The organism is Streptomyces sp. NPDC001156 (assembly GCF_053598275.1).
Genome location: NZ_JBSFJX010000435.1, coordinates 1 through 2,904 on the forward strand (window position 1 = coordinate 1; position 2,904 = coordinate 2,904).

Here is a 2,904-nt window from a genome sequence, read left to right on the forward strand (position 1 = left end):
CGGACGGCCAGCCGGGGCCCCGTGCTGCCCGCATCCCGAAATTCACCCTGAACCCGCCAGACACCGAGGATCAGAGTTCACGCGGTGGATCCAGGCTCAAGAGCACCCTGAAGGGAGGGAAACCCACAGGTCACGCCTGTGATGCCCCAACTTCGCTCCTAACGCGGGGCTCTGGCGTCGAGGGCCGTGATCCGACACCCCCGGGGCCGTCTCTGGGCCGTCCGAGGGCAGCCGACGACGACAGACGACGACGGCTTACCCCTGGTCAGAGATGGCGGGTTGGGTACCGCCGCAGGTGCTCATCCGCGAAGCTACGTTGAGGAAGCCCCGATCGACGCCCTGAGCCCAGGCGCACCATCCTCAGTAGCAAACGGGTCTCAGACACAGACCCAGCAGTAGAGGCGTTCGCCACGTTCGATGGCGCCGCGTGCCAGCGCCGACAGTTCACTCTCTCGGCTGTAGTGCAGGCTCACTCAGCAGCTGGCGATGATATCGAGGGCTCCTTAAAACTGGTTCTGCCCGCGATTCAGTGAGTCCGCAGGTCAGCCGCTGGCTGCGGGAACGCAAGCTTGGGCAGCAGATGGCGCTGCATGGTCTCGGCCACCTTGCGCTGGCGCTGGTAGAGGCGGGCGTTCTCCAGGGCGAGGCCGGCGCGGCGGGCGATGTCCTCCAGCAGGGCGATGTCGGTGGCGGTGAACTGCTCGGGCTGGTCGGCACGGCCGAGGGTGAGGGCGCCCAGTACCTCGTGCACACTGCGGAGGGGGACCAGGACTGCCGAGTGCATGCCGGTCGTCTCGAACAGACGCCGCTGCTCGACCGCAATACCCGGGTTGGTTCGCCCCCGATAGGTCTCCGGGCCGGCGAAGGTCGGCGCGACGCCGCGCAGGGCGCGAGCCAGGGGCATGGGGGACTCCTGCTGCACCGGCGGCATGGGCCCCTGGAGGTCCCCCCGGAACGCCACGGTGCCCCCCTCGGCATGGGCGACGGCGAAACGGACCACCTCGTCCTCCTCGCTGATCAGGTCGATGACGGCCCAGTCGGCGAGGCGGGGCACAATCAGATTGATCAGGTGGCGCAACGCCTCGTCGATGTCCAGCGTGGAAGTGAGTAAAGTGCTGGTATCGGCGAGCAGCGCAAGCCGTTCCAACTCCGAAAGCCTCCTGGTGACCGGGGGCCGCTGGGCAGGCTGCCCGGAACGTCCTGCGGAGTGAAAGAGGACGAGCGTGGCGGACGGCGGGAGGCCGACGCCGCAGGGAGTGGCCAGCCATGAGTCCGGCAGCAACGTGCCATCGCCGCGCTCGAGCCACTCGCCGTCACCCTGTTCCGTGCGCCCGGCGAGGACGCATTCCCTCATCCGGCACTGGGCCCTCGGGACGGGTTGCCCGCAGCTAGTGCAATGCAGCAGGTCGTGGGCGTCCTTGCCGACCAGAGCAGAGACGGGGCGGGCCAGGAGTTGTTCGCCGCGCCTGTTGACAGCGACGATCAAGCCCTGCGCGTCCGCCAGGTAAGCACCCGTGCCGAGGGCGTTGGCGACCGTCGTCTGAGGACCATCTGGGCCTGTCATGGCGTGCCTCCCGTCACCGGAGAAAACACCCTCGGCCACCCGTGCTCTCCTTCGGGGTTCCCCTGGAGGCACAGGTAATGCGCATAACAGGAAGGGTCGATACAACTTTTCGCCGCTCACCTGAGCGTCCGTTTCGCTGGCACGGCCACAGACGCCGAGTCGGTCATGCCGTCCACTACCGAGGACCTCTGGCAGCTGAGGATGGGGCCGCCTCTGCGCCGTCAGAGGGCGCTCAGGTCGCAGCGCTGATCGATTTCACGGCCACAGGTCAGGGCCCCGGCCCTTTACTTCTTCGGCTACTGATCGCGCCCAGACAGTGTGATCGACGTCCCCTGGGCGGGTCACAACCTGCCGGACGAGTGGCCCCGGACTGCCGGGCAACGCTCGGCCGTGCCCGCTGCGTGCGATCAGGTATCCCGACTCCGTGTAACTCGGGGCAGGCCGATATCTCTACCGAACCCGGGGCGATTCAGCTGACGCCTGCGCCGCAGTCGGTGCGGATCTCGGCGCTGGCAGCCGTGGAGTCGTCTGCCTGGATGCCGTCGATTTCGACCGAGACCGCCAGCCGGTAGTTATAGGTGCCGACCCGTCCTTGAGGGCATGGAGCAGACACTGCGTGCCCGGACTGGTCCTGCTGGGATGTCCAATCGGTCTGGCGACGATTGTCGTACCGGCGCCAGCCGGACCAACTGTCGCGTTCAATCGTGTAGTGCTGCCGCATCTTCGCGGTGCGTCCCGAGCAGTGCGTGTGGAAACCGGCGGAGTGGATCTGCGCCCGTGGCCGCGCGCCACCGACCACGATTTCGCCGTTCACAGCGACGGGTGAGACCGTCGTGGTGCACCACCACCCGTGCACAGCGATGATCTTCACGTAGTCGCATGCGGTCTCGCTGCCAGGCGCTTGGTAGTCGGTGACGCGGACAGCCTTGGGATCCTTGGGAGCAAGGCCGACGTCTCCGATCGTCATTCGCACCGAGCTGTCACGCAGCTCCTCCGCCCGCCACGCCAGCTGCGTCTGTATCGGCTCGGGCTTGACGCTGGGCGTTTGGCTCCTGGACGCGCACGGCGTCGCATTCGTCGGCAGAGCGACATGGCGCGGCCCCGAGCCTGCCGTGGATCGGCAGGCCGTGATGGTGAGCACTGCTGCGGCCAGCGCCGGGCCAGCCAGAATTAGTCGCATCGCCGCATCTCCCCCGCATGGACGGAGCGTGCTACCGCTCCGAGCCGCTTGCCACCGACGGTCATTGAGTGGTGTGCATCGTGAAGTAGCAGGTCGCGGGGCTGGTGTGCGTCGGCTCCGGGGTACTCATGCTGGTGACGGGCGGGTGACTTCGGTGGAG

Annotated in this window: 2 protein-coding genes; both read right to left on the reverse strand. The window is 67.5% G+C overall.

Annotation, left to right across the window (positions count from 1 at the left end):
- Positions 1–526: 526 nt before the first annotated feature.
- Positions 527–1,564 (reverse strand): GAF domain-containing protein, encoded by a 1,038-nt coding sequence (locus tag ACWDA7_RS51795; RefSeq protein ID WP_450615050.1) that lies wholly within the window; start codon positions 1,562–1,564, stop codon positions 527–529.
- Between the two features lie 469 nt (positions 1,565–2,033).
- Positions 2,034–2,705 (reverse strand): hypothetical protein, encoded by a 672-nt coding sequence (locus ACWDA7_RS51800; protein ID WP_450615052.1) that lies wholly within the window; start codon positions 2,703–2,705, stop codon positions 2,034–2,036.
- Positions 2,706–2,904: the final 199 nt, after the last annotated feature.